A 17664-nucleotide genomic window follows, 5' to 3' on the forward strand; every position below is an offset into this window, starting at 1 on the left:
CGGGAGGACACCGTGGAACTCGCCCAAGTGCGGCTGCTGGTCACGGACTTCGCCGCCTGCTACCACTTCTATGCCGATGTCCTCGGCCTCAAGCCACAGTCGGGGGCCGAGCAGGGACCGTACGAGAAGTTCTCTCCCGCGACCGGTTCGGCGGGGATCGCCATCCAGGACCGGGCGATGATGGCGGAGGTGCTCGGGGAAGTGGGCGAGCGGGCCAGCGGCCACCGTTCCCTGGTGGCGCTGCGCGTCGACGACCTGGACGCCCACTGCGCGCAGATCACCGCCCGTGGCGCCACCCTCCTGCACGGCCCCGCCCACCTGACCGACCGCATGCGCGTCGCCCACCTCAAGGACCCGGAGGGCAACCTCGTGGAACTCCAGGAGTGGCTGCTGCTGCGCGGCTGAAGGCTGCCGGGCACGGCTCCCCGCCGTTCAACCCCCCGTTCGGTCACCGTGGAGGGTGGGTGAGGAGTGGCGGTATGTGCCCTACCGCGCCCGCCGGGGCGGTGGCAGGCTGCCTCTCATGGGGGCTTCGAGACGGATTCGGCTCCGGCCGTACGGGATGCGCGCGGTGGCTGTGGCGGGGCTCGCGGCCGTGGCCGTCGGCGGAGTGGTGGCATGTGAGCCGGGTGGAGTCAGTGCCGCGTCCGTGGCGTACACGACCGATCAGACGGCGACGGCCGAGATCGAGCGGCGGGACGTGGACGTGCAGTGGCTGACCTGCACCGCCGACTACGGGGACGACGGGAGCGACGGGAGCAGTGCCGGCGTGGAGACCGTCGCGTCCGTCGACTGCGAGGGGGAGACCGGCGACGGACGGGACATCACGGTCACCGGGCAGGTCACGCGGGCGGTCGACGGCTCGTGTGTGCGGGGGGACCTGAGGGCGGACGTGGGGGACAAGCAGCTCTTCCGGGTGAGCGGGCTCGGGGACTGCGAGTCGGCCACGCCCTCGCCCGTCGAGCCGCCCGGTTCCGGGCAGCCGGCCGAGCCGGGGCGGCCCACGGTCACCGTGACCGTCACCAGGACCGTCTGGTGCCAGGAGACCACGCACTGCGGGGCCGAGGGCAAGTGAGCAGGGCGGGAAGTGATCGAAACCCCTGACCGTGGCGCGTGTCCTTGCCTAGAGTTATCGGGTGACACAGTCCGCTACGCCTGCTGCGTACTTCCGGTTCCCGCACCTGCACGGCGAGTTGGTGGCCTTCACCGCCGAGGACGACGTGTGGCTAGCGCCCCTCGACGGCGGGCGCGCCTGGCGGGTCAGCGCCGACAACGTGCCGGTCTCCCTGCCCCGCATCTCGCCCGACGGCACCACCGTCGCCTGGACCTCCACCCGCGACGGTGCCCCCGAGGTGCATGTCGCCCCCGTCGACGGCGGGCCCACCACCCGGCTGACGTACTGGGGCACTCACCGCACCCAGGTGCACGGCTGGACCCCCGACGGTCACGTCCTCGCCCTCAGCGCCCACGACCAGGCGAGCCTGCGCCGCACCTGGGCCCGTGCCGTCCCGCTCGACGGCGGACCGGCCACCACCCTGCCGTACGGGCCCGTCGGCGCCGTGGCCCACGGCCCGCACACCGTGCTGCTGTCCGCGCCCATGGGGCGCGAGGCCGCGTACTGGAAGCGCTACCGGGGCGGTACGGCGGGCAAGTTGTGGATCGACCGGGAGGGCGGCGGGGACTTCGTGCGGCTGCACGAGGAGCTCGACGGGAACATCGAGTACCCGGTGTGGGTGGGGGAGCGGATCGGATTCCTGTCCGATCACGAGGGCACCGGGGCGCTCTACTCGTCGCTCGCCGATGGCTCCGACCTGCGGCGGCACACTCCGCTCGACGGGTTCTACGCCCGGCAGGCCGCCGGGGACGGCCGGCGGGTCGTGTACGTCTCCGCGGGTGAGCTGTGGATCCTCGACGACCTCGACGGATCCGAGCCGCGCCGGCTCGACGTGCGGCTCGGCGGGCAGCGCACCGACCGGCGGCCGTACCCGGTGACCGCCTCCCGGTGGCTGGGATCCGCCACCCCCGACCACACCGCGCGCGGCAGCGCCGTCGAGGTGCGCGGTGGCGTCCACTGGGTCACCCACCGCTCCGGTCCCGCCCGCGCGCTCGCCGCCGAACCCGGCGTACGGGCCCGGCTGCCGCGCACCTTCCGCACGGAGGGCGAGGAGTGGGTGGTGTGGGTGACGGACGCCGAGGGCGAGGACGCCCTGGAGTTCGCGCCGGCCACCGGACTCGCGCCGGGGGCCACTCCGCGCCGGCTGGCGGCCGGACGGCTCGGCCGGGTGCTGGAGCTCGCCATGGCGCCGGACGGCAGCCGGGCCGCCGTCGCCGCGCACGACGGGCGGCTGCTGCTCGTCGAGCGGGAGACCGGCGAGGTCCGCGAGGTCGACCGCAGCGAGCACGGCGAGGTCTGCGACCTGGTCTTCTCGCCCGACTCCGGCTGGCTGGCCTGGTCGCACCCCGGCCCGCGCCCGCTCAGCCAGCTCAGGCTCGCCAACACCACGGACCTGTCGGTCACCGACGCGACCCCGCTGCGCTTCCGCGACTACGCGCCCGCCTTCACGCTCGACGGCAAGCACCTCGCGTTCCTGTCCACGCGCGCCTTCGACCCGGTCTACGACCAGCACGCCTTCGACCTCTCCTTCGTCGCCGGCGCCCGCCCGCACCTGATCACCCTGGCCGCCACGACGCCCTCGCCGTTCGGCCCCCAGCGGCACGGCCGGCCCTTCGACGCTCCCGACAAGGACGAGACGCCCGACAGCGAGGGCACCCCCGCCACCCGGATCGACCTCGAGGGCCTCGCCGACCGGATCATCCCGTTCCCCGTCGAGGCCGGCCGCTACTCCACACTGCGCGCCGCCAAGGACGGTGTGCTGTGGCTGCGCCACCCGGTGCGCGGGGTCCTCGGCGCCTCCCGCGCCACCCCGGACGACCCCGACCCGCACACCGAGCTGGAGCGCTACGACCTCGCCCAGCACCGCCTCGAACACCTGGCCTCCGACGCCGACGACTTCGACGTCAGCGGCGACGGCAAGCGGCTGCTGCTGTGGACCGACGGCAAGCTCAAGGTCGTCCCCAGCGACCGGCGGGCCTCCGGCGACGAGGACAGCGACACCAACGTCACCGTCGACCTCGGCCGTATCCGCCAGACCGTCGACCCGGCCGCCGAGTGGCGGCAGATGTACGACGAGACCGGCCGCATCATGCGGGACAACTTCTGGCGCCCCGACCTCGGCGGCGTCGACTGGGACGGCGTCCTGGACCGCTACCGGCCCGTCCTCGAGCGGATCGCCACCCACGACGACCTGGTCGACCTCCTGTGGGAGGTACACGGCGAACTGGGTACGTCGCATGCCTACGTCATACCGCGCGGCGGCTACGGCGGCGGCGCCCGGCAGGGTCTCCTCGGCGCCGACATCTCCCGGCACGAGGACGGCAGCTGGCGCATCGACCGGGTCCTGCCGTCGGAGACCTCCGACCCCGACGCCCACTCCCCGCTCGCCGCACCAGGCGTCGCCGTGCTCGCCGGAGACGCGATCGTCGCCGTCGCCGGGCATCCGGTGGACCCGGTCTCCGGGCCCGGGCCGCTGCTCGTCGGTACGGCGGGCAAGGCGGTCGAGCTGACCGTCTCGCCGGCCGGCGGGGGCGAGCCGCGGCACGCCGTGGTCGTCCCGATCGACGACGAGGAGCCGCTGCGCTACCACGCCTGGGTCGCGGACCGCCGGGCCTATGTGCACGAGAAGTCCGGCGGGCGGCTCGGCTATCTGCACGTCCCCGACATGGTCGGCTCCGGCTGGGCGCAGCTGCACCGCGACCTGCGCGTCGAGGTGGCCCGCGAGGGGCTCGTGGTCGACGTGCGGGAGAACCGGGGCGGGCACACCTCCCAGCTGGTCGTGGAGAAGCTGGCGCGACGGATCGTCGGCTGGGACGTGCCGCGCGGGATGCGGCCGTACAGCTACCCGGAGGACGCGCCCCGAGGGCCCGTCGTCGCCGTCGCCGACGAGTTCTCCGGATCCGACGGGGACATCGTCAACGCCGCGATCAAGGCGCTGGGGATCGGGCCGGTGGTCGGGACGCGGACGTGGGGCGGGACCGTCGGGATCGACAGCCGGTACCGGCTGGTGGACGGGACGCTGGTCACCCAGCCGAAGTACGCGATCTGGTTGGAGGGGTACGACTGGGGGGTCGAGAACCACGGGGTCGATCCGGACGTGGAGGTCGTCGCCCGGCCCCAGGATCGCGCGGCGGGGAGGGACGTCCAGCTGGACGAGGCGGTGAGGCTGGCGCTGGCCGCACTGGAGGAGACGCCGGCCAGGACGCCACCGACGTTGCCTTGACCGTCCTCTGGGGGCTGCCGCCCCCAGACCCCTGCTTCGCCCTGAACGGGCCTCGTCCTCAAACGCCGGACGGGCTGGATTCAGTGGACGCTCGCTACGATGCCCCGTAAGAGATCACCAGCGTTGAAGGAGTCACCGCATGTCAGGTGAGCCGCAGGACGACTGCCTGTTCTGCAAGATCGTCGAGGGCCATGTCCCGGCGACGATCGTGCGTGAGACCGAGACGACCCTCGCCTTCCGGGACATCAACCCCCAGGCACCCACCCACATCCTGGTGATCCCCAAGGCGCACCATGTCGATGCCGCCACCCTCGCCGCCGAGGCGCCGCAGCTCGCCGCGGACGTGCTGCGCGAGACGCAGGCGGTCGCCGACGAGGAGAAGCTGGAGAGCTACCGCGTCGTCTTCAACACCGGCAGCGGCGCCGGCCAGACCGTCTGGCACGCCCACGCGCATGTCCTCGGCGGCCGTGGTCTGCACTGGCCCCCCGGGTAAGTCGCCGTGTCCGTCCGTGAACTGGTGGTCCTCGGGACCGCCAGCCAGGTCCCGACCCGGCACCGCAACCACAACGGCTACCTCCTGCGCTGGGACGGCGAGGGCATCCTCTTCGACCCCGGCGAGGGCACGCAGCGTCAGATGCTGCGCGCCGGGGTCTCCGCCCACGACCTCAACCGGATCTGCGTCACGCACTTCCACGGCGACCACTCCCTCGGCCTCGCCGGTGTGATCCAGCGCATCAACCTCGACAAGGTCCCGCACCCGGTCACCGCGCACTACCCGCTCTCCGGCCAGCGCTTCTTCAGCCGCCTGCGGTACGCCACCGCCTACCGCGAGACCGTCGGCATCACCGAGGCCCCGCTCGAGACGGACGGGCCCCTCGCCACGACGGCGTCGTACACGCTGGAAGCGCGGAAGCTCTCCCACCCCGTCGAGTCCTACGGCTACCGCATCGTCGAGCCCGACGGGCGCCGTATGCTGCCCGACCGGCTCGCCGCGCACGGCATCAAGGGGCCGGACGTCGGGCGGATCCAGCGGGAGGGCTCCCTGGGCGACGTCTCCCTCGAGGACGTCAGCGAGGTGCGGCGCGGGCAGCGGTTCGCGTTCGTCATGGACACCCGGCTGTGCGACGGCGTGCACGCGCTGGCGGACGGCTGCGACATGCTCGTCATCGAGTCGACCTTCCTCGACGAGGACGTCGAACTCGCCGTCGAGTACGGACATCTGACGGCCGGTCAGGCGGCGGGTGTCGCGCGGGACGCCGGTGTGCGGCATCTCGTGCTCACCCATTTCAGCCAGCGCTACTCCGAACCCGGGGGCACCGCCCCGACGGAGTCCGGGGGAGAGTTCGAGCGGCAGGCGCGGGCGGCCGGGTTCGAGGGGGAGCTGACGGTGGCGTACGACCTTCTGCGAGTGCCGGTTCCGAAACGGCGGTGAATCACCCGTACGATGCTTTGATGTCCCTCCCCAAAGCTGAACTGCACCTCCACATCGAAGGCACCCTGGAGCCCGAGCTGGCGTTCGAGCTGGCCGCCCGCAATGGGGTGACGCTGCCCTACGCGGACACCGAAGAGCTGCGCAAGGCGTACCAGTTCGAGGACCTGCAGTCCTTCCTGAACCTGTACTACGAGCTGATGGCGGTCCTGCGCACCGAGCGGGACTTCGAGGACCTCGCGAACGCCTATCTCGCGCGGGCCGCCGCGCAGGGCGTGCGGCACGCGGAGATCTTCTTCGATCCGCAGGCCCACCTCGCCCGGGGGATCGGCATGGGCACGGTGGTGGAAGGGCTGTGGCGGGCGCTCGGGCGCAGTGAGGAGCAGCACGGCGTCTCCACCCGGCTGATCCTCTGCTTCCTGCGCGACCAGTCCGCCGAGTCGGCGATGGAGACCCTGGAGGCGGCGCGGCCGTACCTCGACCGGATCATCGGTGTCGGGCTGGACTCCGCCGAGGTCGGGCATCCGCCGGTGAAGTTCCGCGAGGTGTACGAGGCCGCCGCCGCGCTCGGGCTGCGGCGGGTGGCGCACGCCGGAGAGGAGGGGCCGCCGGAGTACATCACCGAGGCTCTCGACCTGCTCGGTGTCGAGCGCGTCGACCACGGGCTGCGGTGCATGGAGGACCCGGCGCTGGTGGAACGGCTGGTGCGGGAGCGGATCCCGCTGACGCTGTGTCCGCTGTCCAACGTCCGGCTGCGCGCCGTCGACGACCTCGCCGGCCATCCGCTGCCCGCGATGCTCGACGCCGGGCTGGTCTGCACGGTCAACTCCGACGACCCGGCCTACTTCGGCGGCTACGTCGGCGACAACTTCGACGCCGTAGGCAAGACCCTGGGGCTGAGCCAGGAGCGGCTGCGCGAGCTCGCCCGCAACTCCTTCGTCGCCTCCTTCCTGGAGGACGACGAGGAGCGGCGGGCGCGGTGCCTCGCCGAGGTCGAGGCCTACGAGTTCCCCTCCTGACTAGGAGGCCTGGTGGATGCGGTCCACCAGGATGTCGATGACGAGCGGTGTGCGCGGGCCGAAGCCGAGGAGTACGCCGTCCTCCATGTCGACGACCCGGCGGTCCAGGCCGGCCGGGGTCTGGGCGATGCCGGGGATCTGGAGGAGGCCGTCGAGACCGCCGACCGACTCCAGGCCCTTGGTCATCATCAGGATGACGTCCGGCTGGGCCTGGGCCAGCGCCTCGGTGGTGATCGGGGTGAAGGGCTTGTCCAGGCCCGCGGCCGTGCCCGCGTCCACCGCGCCGGCCGCCTCCAGCAGCGAGTCGGCGCCGGAGCCCCTGCCGCCGATCAGGTAGACGGCCGCACTGCCGCGCATGTAGAGGAAGGCGACCTTGGGCTTGCTGCCCTTGGGCACCCCGGCGCGGGCCGCCGCCAGCTCGTCGCTCATGCGCTGGTTCAGCGCCTTGCCGGCCTCCGGGACGCCGAGGGCCTCGGCGACGCGGGTGGTGCGGGTGGTGACGTCGGACAGTTTCGTCGCCGGGTCGAGGACGACGACCGGGATGCCCGCGTCCCGGATCTGCTGCACGGCTTCCTTGGGTCCGGTGTCGGTGTCGGCGAGCACCACCGTCGGCCGCAGCGACAGCACGCTCTCCGCGCTCACATCGTGTGCCTTGGTGACCTGGGGCAGCTTCTCGGCCTCCTCGAACGTGGCCGTGATGTCCCGGCCGACGACCCGATCACCGAGCCCGAGCGTGAACACGATCTCCGCCACGCCTCCGTTGAGCGGCAGGATCCGCGAGGCGTCCTTCACGGTCACCTTGCGGCCGTCGGAGGAGTCGACGGTGACCGGCAACTTCGGTGTGGGCGGCTTGCCTTCGAGCGGCACGACCGTGTTCTTCGCGAGCTGCTTCTGGGCGGCGGCGGCCCGCGCGCTCGCGGATGCCGGTGAGGCGTCGGAGGCCGCACCGGTCCCCGTGGCGCTTCCTCCGCAGGCACCTGTCAGCAGGGCGAGGGCCAGACCGAGGGCGGCGAGGCGCCCCCGCGACGGACGTCTGCCGGAGGGGCCTCTTCCGGATGCGCGCATGGCCTTCCTTTCCTCTCGTCTGGCACACGGTGGGAGATTAGTTTAGGTTAGCCTTCCCTTATTTTCGCGTGGTGGGGGTGTTTCATGGCATCGGCAAGTGGCCTGCGTGGCCACGGAGTTGGCTGTTTCCTCGCGGTCGCCTCGGCGTCCGCCTTGCTGCTCCCGGCCTCGCCGGCGGCAGCCGCGGGCGGGTCGGCGACGGGCCCGGAGGGGCAGAAACTCACCGTGTCCAAGTCGTCCGGGCTGACCCCGGCGGGCGAGACGGTCAGCGTGACCGGCTCCGGCTACAACACCGAGAAGGGCGTCTACGTCGCCTTCTGTGTCGACAACGGTGCCGGCAAGACGCCCACGCCCTGCGTCGGCGGCGTCGACATGTCCGGCGAGTCCGGCGCGTCCGTGTGGGTCTCCTCCAACCCGCCCTCCTACGGCGAGGGGCTGGCGAAGCCCTACGGCGGCAGCGCGCACAAGGGCACCTTCAGTGTCCGGATCAAGGTGCGCGCCAAGGACGCCAACACCGACTGCACCGCCGCCGGGGTGACCTGCGCCGTCATCACGCGCAACGACCACACCCGGGGCGGGGACCAGACCCAGACGGTCCGCATTCCCGTGACGTTCGGGGCCGCGGGAGGCGTGTCGAGCGGCTCCGGTCCCGCGTCGGCGACGCCGAGCGCGACCGCCGGGGCGGGCACGACCGGCGGCAGTGGCACCGGTACGACCAAGAGCTCCGACACGGCCGCCGACGGCTCCATGGCGAGCACCGGATCCGACCTCGCGCTGCCCCTCGGGCTCACCGCGGCCGGGCTGGTCGCGGCCGGTTCCGGAACCTGGTTCTGGGCGCGCCGACGCCGTACCGCCGTTTGACCGCCCGAGCTGATGCGACCTCACATCTCAGAGGGAGAACAGAAGATGGCCAAGAAGACGGCTCAGAGACCCGGCGCCGTCGCCCTGGCGGCCGGCGCCCTGTTCGCGCTGTGCTGTCCGGCTGCGGCGGTCGCGCAGGACCGGCCCGAGGGGGAGGCGCTGCCGAGCGAGGTGTCCGGGGGGAATGTGAACTGGTCGGCTTCCGGGGGAGAGTTGACCGGCCGGGGCGTCTCGCTCGGGGTGACCGCGCCCGCCGTACGGGCCGCGGGGGACCGTGCCTCGTTCCCGGCGCTCGGCGGCGGTGCCGACCCCGAAAGCGGCACCGTCGACCTGGAGTTGGGCGGTGCCGCCCGCTTCGACGGCCCGGCGGACCGGCCCCTCGTCCTCGCCGGGCTGAGGCTGGAGCTGGCCGGCGAGGAGGGCGCGCTGTACGCCCGTACGGTCGTCGACGGGCGGGCGGACGAGCTGGCGCTGGCCGAGGTGACGGCCTCCGGTGCCGGGCCCGTCGTACGGACGGGTGGGGTGACCTGGACGGGGCTGCGGGCGTCTCTCACCGAGGAGGGAGCCGCGCTGCTGTCCTCCTGGAGCGGGAGTCCGTTCGTCACGGGGGATGGGCTGGGCGTGCTCGACGTGACCGCGGGGACCGCTGAGGCGGCGCCCGAGACCCCGCGGGCGTCCCCGGGCGGCGAAGAGCAGCCGCAGTCCGTCCGGCAGGAGAAACCCACCGCCGCGGTCGCCCACACCACCCTCACCGCGGGTGCCGAACAGACCGTCACCGGCACGGGTTTCGCCCCCGGCGCCGTCGTGCTCGTCGCCATCGACGGCGACACGCGCTACCAGGCGGTGGCCGACGCCGGGGGCCGTGTCGCGCGGACCTTCCCCGTGTACACCAACGCCGCCGAGGGCGAGCACACGGTGGAACTGACCGCCGTGAGCGGTGAACAGGGGGCCGTGAGCGCCCGGTTCGGGGTCGGGGCCCCGAACTGAGCGGCATGTCAGGCCGTTCGCAGTCGCAGCGAGGAGCGGGCCGTCCGGTCCGCTCCTCGGCATGTCCAACTCCCTTCCGTGCAGCTCAGTTGGGCCTTTCGTAGTCCGTTGACAAATAACGGAAGGTCATATTTAGGTTTGCCTTACCTAAGTCCGGACGTCGCGTCCGGGCTCCCACAGGAAGGTCCTCGCCATGAGAGTCCCCACCCCCCGCACCGTCGCCCGCGCCGGCCTCGCCGTCGCCGCCTCCGCCGCCCTCACCCTGGGCCTGGCCACCTCCGCCTCCGCCGCCACCTCGACCCGCACGATCGTCGACGGCGGCACCACCTACAACCTGTCGGTCACCGCCCCGAGCACGGCCTCCGCCGCCGGCCAGGTCATCAACGTCACCGGCTCCGGCTTCAACACCGGCCAGGGCATCTACGTCGGCCTGTGCGTGGTCGAGGGCAACCAGGGCGACACCAAGCCCACCCCCTGCCTCGGCGGCCAGGACGAGACCGGCTCGACCGGCGCCTCGCACTGGGTCAACAACATCTTCGGCGGGATGTTCGCCAACAGCTCCAAGTTCGGCACCGGCGGCACCTTCAACGTGAACATCTACGTCAAGGCCACCCTCGACGACGGCCGCGTCTGCGGTCAGGACGTCGACTGCGCCGTGGTGACGCGCGCCGACCACTTCGACAGCGGCGACCGCAAGTACGACGTGCACGTCCCGGTCACCTTCCAGTAGCCGCCCGCCGACCGGGCCCTCGCGCGTGTGGGGCCCGGCTCTCGCCACCGCGGTGCCGGGCGCACCCGACCAGTGAGGAACTCCCCATGACAGCAGACGACACCGCGGTCCGGCAGCGGCCGGACCGGCCGGCCGGGCTCCGGCCGCGCGTCTCGGCCGGGCTCCGGCCGAGACGCACGCCGGTGCTGCTCGGTGCCGCCGCCCTGGTGGCCGCCGGGGCCATGGCCGTGACGGTCGGCCCGCCCGCCCAGGCCGCCGACACCCCGAGGACGGCGCTCGGCAAGAACGGCCAGAAGCTCACGGTGTCCGCCTCCGCCCACCTCGACCCCGACGGTGAGAAGCTGCGGGTCACCGGCGAGGGCTACGACGACACCAAGGGCGTCTACGTCGCCGTGTGCAAGGACAACGGCGACAACCGCATCCCCACCCCGTGCCTCGGCGGCGCCGACCAGAGCGGCAGCAGCGGCGCCTCAGTGTGGATCATCCCCCGCAACGCCTCGGACGAGGGCGCCGGCACGGTCGCCGTCCGGTGGGGCGAGGGCGGCGTCTTCGACGTCGAGCTGAACGTCAAGGCCGAGGACGGCGGCCTCGACTGCCTGGAGGTCGCCTGCTCGGTCGTCACCCGCGTCGACCACAACGCACCCGGCGACCGTTCCCAGGACGTCCGCATCCCGCTCGGCTTCGAAGGCCAGGAGCCGGGCGACGGGGAGGACGACGGCGGCGACGGCGTGGACGTCCCGCCGGGCACCGTCAGCTACGTGCAGGCGCAGGAGAAGGAGTTCGCCACCACCGGCGCCGGCCGCCCGCTGGACCTCCTGCTGCACCCCGAATCCAAGAAGCTGTACGTCGGTTCGGACAACATCCCCGACACCTCGGACGTGGCCGAGCAGGGCCTGTACGTCCTGGACGCCGCGAACGGCAAGGCGCTCGGCCACATCGCGCAGGCGCCCGGCGCGAACGGCGCGATGGCCGCCCGCGTGGTCCGCCGGATCGTCGCCCCCCTCCCCGGCGACGGCGTGGTCTTCCACTACCCGCTGCGCGGCATCGGCACCGCCAAGGCCGGCGACACGGTGGCGCAGGGCATCTGGGCCAACGGCACGTCGTACACCGGCGTCGGTCAGGACGCCGACACCTCCACCGTCCTGATCGCAGCCGGCCCCGAGCTGCGCCGTGTCGAGATCGCCACCGGCACCGTGAAGGACACGGTCACCCTCGAGGGCGGCGGCGAGCTCGGCGTCGACGCCGCCCACGGCGCCGCCTGGTCCGTCGGCACCACCGAGGGCAAGCCGGTGCTGCGCCGCGTCGACACCAGGACCTTCGAGGTCACCGCCACGGCCGAACTCCCCGCGGACACCCTCACGTTCGTCGAACCGGACCCGGCCACCGGCAATGTCTGGGTGGGCAGCGGGACCTCCGTGCTCGTCCTCGACAAGGACGCCAAGCGGCTCACCACCGTGACGGGCGCGGACCGCCCCATGGCGGCGGCCTTCGACAAGACCACCGGGCGTGCCTTCGTGCTGCGCGAGGACCTCGACGACGGCAGCACGGACAGGACCGGATCCCTCCAGATCCTCGACAGCGCGACCGGCCGGCCGGCGGCCGCCGCGGTCGCCCTGCCGGGCAGCATCAGGGTGGGCTCCTACGCCGGCCTCGCCGTCACCCCCGGCGCCACGTCCGTCTACCTCACCAGGGCCGCGGAGAGCAAGGTCCTCCGGTACGACCTGCGCATGTCCCCCAAGGTCACGCAGTCCCCCACCGACCAGTCCGTCGCTCCCGGCGACGCGGTCACGTTCGTCGCGGCGGCCGAGGGCACTCCGGCACCGTCCGTGCGCTGGGAGGTCAGCCCGGACGGCGGCCAGACCTGGTCCGCGATCGACGGCGCGACGAAGAACGCGTACTCCTTCACCGCGAGGGCGGCGCACGACGGCTACGCGTACCGTGCCGAGTTCAAGAACTCCGTGGGGACGACCCGCACCTCACCGATCACGCTGACCGTCACCGACGCCGGCGGTACCGGGGGCGGCACCGGCGGCGGCGACGGCGAGGAGGCCGAACCGTCCGGCACGAAGACGGTCACCGGCACCGAGGGCCAGAAGCTCACCGTCACCCCCGTCAACCACCTCGCCACCGAGAACCAGACGCTCAAGATCACCGGTTCCGGCTACGACATGAAGAAGGGCGTCTACGTCGCCCTGTGCGTCGACAACGGCGACGGCGAACTGCCCACCCCCTGCGTCGGCGGCGTCGACATGACCGGCGGCTCGCACAGTTCGGCGTGGATCTCCTCCAACCCGCCGGACTACGGCGAGGACCTGGCGACCCCGTACGGCGCCGGCGGCACCTTCTCGGTGGAGCTGACCGTCGACGCCAAGGACGAGTTCACCGACTGCTTCAAGGCGAAGTGCGTCCTGGCCACCCGCGCCGACCACACCCTCTCCGGCGACCGCTCCCAGGACGTGAAGGTCCCGGTCAGCTTCGTCGGCCAGGACCCGGTGGACACGGACGACGACGGCGGCACGAGCGGCGGTACGACCGGCGGCTCGACCTCCGGCACCACGGGCGGCACGTCCACCACCGGCGGCACGACCGGCGGCAGCACCATGGGCGGTACGTCCACCACCGGCGGCAGCCTCGCCTCCACCGGCGCCACGATCGGCACGGCGGCCGGCGCGGCGCTCCTACTGACGGCAGGCGGCTGGTACGTCCACCGCCGCGCCCGGGCGGCACGCCAGAGCTAGCTCGCGAACCGACCGGCCCCCGTACGGCATCCGCCGACCGGGGGCCGGTCGGTTCGCAGCCGTCGGCAGCCGCCGCCAGGAACGGGTCAGTCGACGGCCCCCGGTGCGGCGACCCCAGCCCGACGCGGCCCCGCCGTGTCGTACGCGCCCTGGGAGGGCACGGCCGGGCCGTCCACCGGGATCTCCACCACCGGCTGCTCCGGGGCGCCCACCCGTGGCACCGCACCGCTCGGCGTACCCGGGGCCGCGGCGACCACGGCGGCCGGGGTGCCGCCCCGCCGCCGGACCGCGCCCGGCAGCAGCGGGCGCCCGCCCACGTGCAGGGCGACGGCGGTCATCGGCACGGCGACGACCAGCAGCCCGGCGCCCAGGACCAGCCCCATCACCGGGAAACCGGCCTGCGCCGACAGCACACTGCCGGTCAGCGGACCCGCCGCCGTCCCCAGCGACGAGGTGGAGCCGACCAGGACCGCCCAGCGGCCGCGCGGGTCGAGTGCGGCGGCCAGGCCGATCAGGTACGACAGCACGATCGGGTACAGCGCGTTCCAGGCGATCTCACCGGCGGCGAAGCTCCCCGGCCCGGTCGCCGACGCGCTCACCACGACGCACCCGGCGATCAGCACGGTCCCGCCACCGATGGGCATCGCCCGCCCCAGCCGCGGCCCCAGCGCGCCCGCGCCCAGGACCCCCAGCAGCCCGGCCCCCAGCGCCACGGCGAACACCGCGCCCACGGCGGCCTCGGTGAGGTGAGCCTGCGTCAGGCCGATCCGCCCGCTGACACCCCAGAGGGAGTTCTGCACGAGGGACCAGCAGGGCATGGCGGCGGCCAGGACCAGCCCGGAGCGCAGATGGGGAAGGCGGGAGCCGGTCGTGTCGCGCCGGGACGACGTCACGGCCGTACGGCCCGGGAGACGTCCCGTCAGCGGCCATACGGCGACCGCGGTCAGCGCGATGGCGGCCAGCGGCTGCCCGTGCCCCGCGCCGAGGTGCGGGACCGTCAGATAGACGGCGCCCGCGAGCGCGGAGACCCCGAGCAGACCGAGCGTGGACGCGCGGTGCGGGTCGGGCTGGGCCGCGATCCGGGTGGCGGCCACCGTCGTGGCCGTACCGGAACCGAAGCCGCCGAGGACCGCGCCCGCGACCACCGCCGGCACGCTCCCGGCGAGGGCGGCCCCGCCGTACCCGAGCACGGCGAGCACCAGTCCGACGCGGGCCAGAGTCCGCGCCCCGATCCGCTCGACCCGCGAGGCCAGGGCGAACCCGGCCGACGCCGAACTCAGCAGCAGCGCACTGCCGACGGCACCGGCCTGGGTGGCGGACAGCGGCAGCCCCGCGTCCAGCCGTCCGACGACGGTCGGCAGCAGATAGGGGGCGAGGTACCCGGCCGTGAAAAGGGCGACGAGGGGCCAGGGCGTGGTGGTGCGGGGGGCGAACACGGGCGTTCCAGGGCGTGCGAAAGGAGCGGCTCAAAAGGGGAGATGGGGCGTCGACCGTCGACGGACAGGAACGCGCGGCCAATTTGTATCAAGCACACGGTTTCGAGCAGAAGCTCGGGTCGGGTGATGTGGATCACTTGGCGTTTACAGCCGCGGAAGCCGGGTAAACGCGGCGGTCAACCCCACCCGCCCCCTCGGCGGGCCGCCACCCCACCCCCACCCCTCACCCGCTATTGACGCGCCTTGTCCGCATACCTAACCTCCATCTACATACATAAACGACGTCTGTGTGGGGAGACGCTGTGGCCCGGACCCGCGACCTGACCATCACCGAGGTGCGGCTGACCCCGATCCTGATCGCCGACCCGCCGCTGCTGAACACCCAGGGCGTGCACCAGCCGTACACCCCCCGGCTGATCGTTGAGGTGGCGACGGCCGACGGAACGACAGGTGTGGGGGAGACCTACGGCGACACCAAGTACCTCGACCTGGCAAGGCCGTTCGCGAACAAACTGGTCGGCCGGCAGGTCAGTGACCTGAACGGACTGTTCACCGTCGCGGACGAGGTCGCCGTGGACGCCTCCCGGGTCTCCGACCAGGTCGACGTGGGCGGCCTGCGCGGCGTCCAAACCGCCGACAAACTGCGCCTGTCCGTCCTCTCCGCCTTCGAGGTCGCCTGCCTCGACGCCCTCGGCAAGGCACTGGGCCTGCCCGTCCACGCCCTGCTCGGTGGCAAGGTGCGCGACGCGGTCGAGTACAGCGCGTACCTCTTCTACAAGTGGGCGGACCACCCCGAGGGCGTGGCCGGCGAGAAGGACGACTGGGGAGCCGCCGTCGACCCGGCCGGAGTCGTCGAGCAGGCCCGGAGGTTCACCGAGCGCCACGGCTTCACCTCCTTCAAGCTCAAGGGCGGCGTCTTCCCGCCGGACGAGGAGATCGCCGCCGTACGCGCCCTGGCCGAGGCGTTCCCCGGCCACCCCCTGCGCCTCGACCCCAACGGCGCCTGGAGCGTGGAGACTTCACTGAAGGTGGCCGAGGAACTCCGCGACGTCCTCGAGTACCTGGAGGACCCGACCCTCGGCACCCCCGGCATGGCCGAGGTCGCCGCCGCCACGGACGTACCACTCGCCACCAACATGTGCGTGACGACGTTCGCCGAGATCAAGGAGGCCTTCACCCGGAACGCCGTCCAGGTCGTCCTCTCCGACCACCACTACTGGGGCGGCCTGCGCAACACCCAGCAACTCGCCGCGATCTGCCGCACCTTCGGCGTCGGGGTCTCCATGCACTCCAACACCCACCTGGGCATCAGCCTCGCCGCCATGACCCACGTCGCGGCCACGGTCCCCGACCTCCACCACGCCTGCGACTCCCACTACCCGTGGCAGTCGGAGGACGTCCTGACCGACCGCCTCACCTTCACCGACGGCAGGATCACCGTGCCGGACACCCCCGGCCTGGGCGTGGAACTCGACCGAGACCGCCTGCAGTTCCTCCACCAGCGCTGGCAGGACGACGACGGCACACTCCGCGACCGGGACGACGAGGCGGCGATGCGAGCAGCCCACCCCGACTGGACCACCCCACAAGTCCCCCGCTGGTGAACCACACAGGACCCGCACCCGCCGGACGGCGGGAGCGGGTCGTGGCGGTGCGGCTGGAGCCCGTCGCTCAGCTCGTCACAGCCAGGTTCAGCCATGGCAGCAGGCAGCCGTACGCCCCACACGCGACCGGCTCGCCGCACCGCCACGACCCCGAGCCACCCCCCGGCAGCAGGCGCACCGGCCACCCACCACCCGCAAGTGCGACCCGCACCCCCGCTTCCGTCACGACGCCCGCGCGTCGTCAGTGACGTGGTGCACACTGGCCAGATCGGCACCACGTCAGGGAGCGCACAGTGACCGCGTCCACCACGTCCACCGGAGAGGGACACCACCGACACCACCGCCACGCCCAGGCAGACCCGCTGGCCGGCCTCCGCACCCCGGACGACCCGCCCTGGGACGTCTACCTCACCGGCACCGTCTTCCTCGACATCATCTTCACCGGCCTCGACTCCGCCCCGGTCCGCGGCACGGAGTCCTGGGCCCGCGGCATGGGCTCCAGCCCCGGCGGCGTGGCCAACATGGCCACCGCCCTCGCCCGCCTCGGCCTGAGGACGTCGCTCGCCGCGGCCTTCGGCGACGACCACTACGGCGAGTACTGCTGGGACGCCCTGGAACAGGGCGAGGGCATCGACCTCACCTCCTCCCGCTCCGTCCCCGGCTGGCACTCCCCGGTCACCGTCTCCATGGCCTACGAGGGCGAGCGCACGATGGTCTCCCACGGTCACGAACCACCCCCGCAGGACACCGCCCCCGACTCCCCGCCCCATGCCCGAGCCGCCGTGGCCTCCCTCACCCCCGGCAGGCGTGCCCCCTGGGTCGCCCAGGCCGCACGCCGCGGCACCCGCGTCTTCGCCGACGTCGGCTGGGACGACACCGGCGCCTGGGACCTGGCCGGCCTGGCCGACCTGGAGCACTGCGAGGCCTTCCTGCCGAACGCGGCGGAGGCGATGCGCTACACCGGCGCCACCTGCCCCCGCGCCGCCGCCCACGCCCTCACCGAGCACGTACCGGTCGCGGTCGTCACCCTCGGTGCCGAGGGCGCCTACGCGGTGGACCGCCGCACGGGCGAGTCCGCCGAGGTTCCGGCCATCGCGGTGGAGGCACTGGACCCCACCGGCGCCGGGGACGTCTTCGTGGCCGGTTTCGTCACCGGCACGCTCGCCGGCTGGCCGCTCGCCGACCGACTCGCCTTCGCCGGCCTGACAGCGGCCCTCTCGGTCCAGGAGTTCGGCGGATCGCTCTCGGCCCCCGGCTGGTCGGAGATCGCGGGCTGGTGGCGCAGGGTGCAGTCCGTCGAGGAACAGGACCCCGAGGCCCTCCGCCGGTACGCGTTCCTGACGGCTCTCCTCCCCACCCAGGAGGTCACACCGTGGCCGCGCCGCAGGGCGGTCCCCACGATCGGCTTCCGCAGGTCGGCGTGAAGGGGAACGCCGGGCACAGGGCGTTCGAAAAGCC

At 73.0% G+C, this 17664-nt stretch carries 14 protein-coding genes; 12 read left to right on the forward strand and 2 right to left on the reverse strand.

Annotation, left to right across the window (positions count from 1 at the left end; translation table 11 throughout):
- Positions 1-12 precede the first annotated feature (12 nt).
- The 6 genes from IE263_RS18535 (at position 13) to IE263_RS18560 (ending at position 6785) form a co-directional block, all read left to right on the forward strand.
- Entirely contained in the window at positions 13-405 is a 393-nt protein-coding gene (locus IE263_RS18535; protein WP_189937803.1) for a VOC family protein, read from the forward strand.
- 244 nt (positions 406-649) lie between these two features.
- On the forward strand, positions 650-1075 hold the full coding sequence (locus IE263_RS18540) for a hypothetical protein (RefSeq protein ID WP_373312005.1): 426 nt from the start codon (positions 650-652) through the stop codon (positions 1073-1075).
- A gap of 61 nt (positions 1076-1136) precedes the next feature.
- Positions 1137-4337 (forward strand): S41 family peptidase, encoded by a 3201-nt coding sequence (locus IE263_RS18545; protein ID WP_189937806.1) that lies wholly within the window; start codon positions 1137-1139, stop codon positions 4335-4337.
- Positions 4338-4476: 139 nt separating this feature from the next.
- On the forward strand, positions 4477-4830 hold the full coding sequence (locus tag IE263_RS18550; protein ID WP_189937807.1) for a histidine triad nucleotide-binding protein: 354 nt from the start codon (positions 4477-4479) through the stop codon (positions 4828-4830).
- 6 nt (positions 4831-4836) lie between these two features.
- Positions 4837-5769, forward strand: a complete 933-nt coding sequence (locus IE263_RS18555; protein ID WP_189937808.1) for a ribonuclease Z — start codon at positions 4837-4839, stop codon at positions 5767-5769.
- A 20-nt stretch (positions 5770-5789) separates the two neighbouring features.
- Complete coding sequence (locus IE263_RS18560) at positions 5790-6785, forward strand: adenosine deaminase (RefSeq protein WP_189937809.1); 996 nt, start codon at positions 5790-5792, stop codon at positions 6783-6785.
- Here the strand turns inward: IE263_RS18560 and IE263_RS18565 are convergent, their stop codons facing one another.
- A complete protein-coding gene (locus IE263_RS18565) occupies positions 6786-7850 on the reverse strand; it encodes a heme/hemin ABC transporter substrate-binding protein (RefSeq protein WP_189937810.1) in 1065 nt (354 codons plus the stop codon). It lies immediately after the preceding gene.
- A gap of 84 nt (positions 7851-7934) precedes the next feature.
- On the opposite strand from IE263_RS18565, the gene IE263_RS18570 reads away from it, so the two are divergent.
- The 4 genes from IE263_RS18570 (at position 7935) to IE263_RS48625 (ending at position 13166) form a co-directional block, all read left to right on the forward strand.
- Positions 7935-8711: a hypothetical protein gene (locus tag IE263_RS18570; RefSeq protein WP_229911045.1), complete on the forward strand. Its 777-nt coding sequence runs from the start codon at positions 7935-7937 to the stop codon at positions 8709-8711.
- A 45-nt stretch (positions 8712-8756) separates the two neighbouring features.
- Complete coding sequence (locus tag IE263_RS18575) at positions 8757-9698, forward strand: HtaA domain-containing protein (RefSeq protein ID WP_189937811.1); 942 nt, start codon at positions 8757-8759, stop codon at positions 9696-9698.
- A 193-nt stretch (positions 9699-9891) separates the two neighbouring features.
- Positions 9892-10428, forward strand: coding sequence for a hypothetical protein (locus tag IE263_RS18580; RefSeq protein WP_189937812.1), 537 nt, complete (start codon positions 9892-9894; stop codon positions 10426-10428).
- An 86-nt stretch (positions 10429-10514) separates the two neighbouring features.
- On the forward strand, positions 10515-13166 hold the full coding sequence (locus IE263_RS48625; RefSeq protein WP_229911046.1) for an immunoglobulin domain-containing protein: 2652 nt from the start codon (positions 10515-10517) through the stop codon (positions 13164-13166).
- 86 nt (positions 13167-13252) lie between these two features.
- Here IE263_RS48625 and IE263_RS18590 read toward each other — a convergent pair whose 3' ends face one another.
- Complete coding sequence (locus IE263_RS18590; protein ID WP_189937818.1) at positions 13253-14602, reverse strand: MFS transporter; 1350 nt, start codon at positions 14600-14602, stop codon at positions 13253-13255.
- Between the two features lie 302 nt (positions 14603-14904).
- Here IE263_RS18590 and IE263_RS18595 point away from each other — a divergent pair, with 302 nt between their 5' ends.
- On the forward strand, positions 14905-16206 hold the full coding sequence (locus IE263_RS18595; protein WP_189937820.1) for a glucarate dehydratase family protein: 1302 nt from the start codon (positions 14905-14907) through the stop codon (positions 16204-16206).
- 293 nt (positions 16207-16499) lie between these two features.
- The gene (locus IE263_RS18600; RefSeq protein ID WP_189937822.1) at positions 16500-17630 is read left to right on the forward strand and encodes a carbohydrate kinase family protein; all 1131 of its coding nucleotides are present in this window, start codon (positions 16500-16502) and stop codon (positions 17628-17630) included.
- The last annotated feature ends 34 nt before the right edge of the window (positions 17631-17664 follow it).

It is taken from the genome of Streptomyces aurantiogriseus, from assembly GCF_014649375.1.
GTDB lineage: Bacteria > Actinomycetota > Actinomycetes > Streptomycetales > Streptomycetaceae > Streptomyces > Streptomyces aurantiogriseus.

Excerpts from the sequence above, each read along its gene's own strand:
- IE263_RS18575 (WP_189937811.1), top strand. The coding sequence starts at position 8,757 with ATGGCCAAGAAGACGGCTCAGAGACCCGGCGCCGTCGCCCTGGCGGCC.
- IE263_RS18560 (WP_189937809.1), top strand. The coding sequence starts at position 5,790 with ATGTCCCTCCCCAAAGCTGAACTGCACCTCCACATCGAAGGCACCCTG.
- IE263_RS48625 (WP_229911046.1), top strand. The coding sequence starts at position 10,515 with ATGACAGCAGACGACACCGCGGTCCGGCAGCGGCCGGACCGGCCGGCC.
- IE263_RS18580 (WP_189937812.1), top strand. The coding sequence starts at position 9,892 with ATGAGAGTCCCCACCCCCCGCACCGTCGCCCGCGCCGGCCTCGCCGTC.
- IE263_RS18570 (WP_229911045.1), top strand. The coding sequence starts at position 7,935 with ATGGCATCGGCAAGTGGCCTGCGTGGCCACGGAGTTGGCTGTTTCCTC.
- IE263_RS18565 (WP_189937810.1), bottom strand. The coding sequence starts at position 7,850 with ATGCGCGCATCCGGAAGAGGCCCCTCCGGCAGACGTCCGTCGCGGGGG.
- IE263_RS18550 (WP_189937807.1), top strand. The coding sequence starts at position 4,477 with ATGTCAGGTGAGCCGCAGGACGACTGCCTGTTCTGCAAGATCGTCGAG.